Genomic DNA, 1,273 nt, shown 5'->3' with positions numbered 1-1,273 from the left:
TCGGGCTTTTCCCGGGGCAATCCATTGTCGATTTTAGGGTGCAGTTTTTCCGGCATTTTTGTCTCCTCCCGTGTTGAACATGTGCATTTTCGGCCGCTGGCTGGTTAGCCGGCGGCTTTCTCCTCCTCAGTAAACCACCACGCTCCTGATCGACTTGCCTTCATGCATCAGGTCAAAGCCCTTGTTGATGTCCTCGAGCTTCAGCGTGTGGGTGATCATCGGATCGATCTCGATCTTGCCGGCCATGTACCAGTCGACGATCTTCGGCACGTCGGTGCGGCCGCGCGCGCCGCCGAAGGCGGTGCCCATCCAGGTGCGGCCGGTGACCAGCTGGAACGGCCGCGTCGAGATCTCCTGGCCGGCGCCGGCAACGCCGATGACGACCGACTTGCCCCAGCCGCGATGCGACGCTTCAAGCGCCTGGCGCATGACCTTGGTGTTGCCGGTGCAGTCGAAGGTGTAGTCGGCGCCGCCGATCTGGTCGGCGCCGCGCTTGGTCATATTGACGAGATGGGCCACGATGTCGCCGTCGATCTCCTTCGGATTGACGAAATGCGTCATGCCGAATTTCTCGCCCCATTCTCGTCTGTCGTTGTTCAGATCGACGCCGATGATCATGTCGGCGCCGGCAAGCCGCAGGCCCTGGATGACGTTGAGGCCGATGCCGCCGAGGCCGAACACGACCGCCGTCGCGCCTTGCTCGACCTTGGCCGTGTTGATCACAGCGCCGATGCCGGTGGTGACGCCGCAGCCGATGTAGCAGATCTTGTCGAAGGGCGCGTCGGCATTGACCTTGGCCACCGCGATCTCGGGCAGCACGGTGAAGTTGGAAAAGGTCGAGCAGCCCATATAGTGGAACAGCCTGTCCTTGCCGATCGAGAAGCGCGAGGTGCCGTCGGGCATCAGGCCCTGTCCCTGCGTGGCGCGGATGGCGGTGCACAGATTGGTCTTGCGCGACAGGCAGGACGGGCACTGCCGGCATTCCGGCGTATAGAGCGGGATGACATGGTCGCCCTTCCTGACCGAGGTGACGCCCTTGCCGATATCGACGACGATGCCGGCGCCCTCATGGCCGAGGATCGCCGGAAACAGGCCTTCGGGGTCGGCGCCCGACAGCGTGAACTCGTCGGTGTGGCAGATACCGGTTGCCTTGATCTCGACCAGCACCTCGCCATCGCGAGGACCCTCGAGGTCGACCTCCATGATCTCCAGCGGCTTTCCGGCGGCGACGGCAACAGCGGCGCGCGTTTTCATCAGGCAATCCTCCCAAGAC

At 63.3% G+C, this 1,273-nt stretch carries 1 protein-coding gene; it reads right to left on the bottom strand.

Annotated elements, in window-relative coordinates; genetic code table 11:
* Positions 1 to 126 precede the first annotated feature (126 nt).
* Positions 127 to 1,254, bottom strand: a complete 1,128-nt coding sequence (locus tag NKJ84_RS32960) for an S-(hydroxymethyl)glutathione dehydrogenase/class III alcohol dehydrogenase (protein ID WP_352509994.1) — start codon at positions 1,252 to 1,254, stop codon at positions 127 to 129.
* Positions 1,255 to 1,273: the final 19 nt, after the last annotated feature.

The organism is Mesorhizobium sp. M0048 (genome assembly GCF_040323405.1).
Taxonomy (GTDB): domain Bacteria; phylum Pseudomonadota; class Alphaproteobacteria; order Rhizobiales; family Rhizobiaceae; genus Mesorhizobium.
The sequence above is the reverse complement of the archived record's forward strand: the minus strand, read 5'-3'. Positions and strand labels throughout refer to the sequence as shown.

What these genes read in the sequence shown, in the direction of transcription:
- NKJ84_RS32960 (WP_352509994.1), bottom strand. Translation starts at nt 1,254, where the DNA reads ATGAAAACGCGCGCCGCTGTTGCCGTCGCCGCCGGAAAGCCGCTGGAG.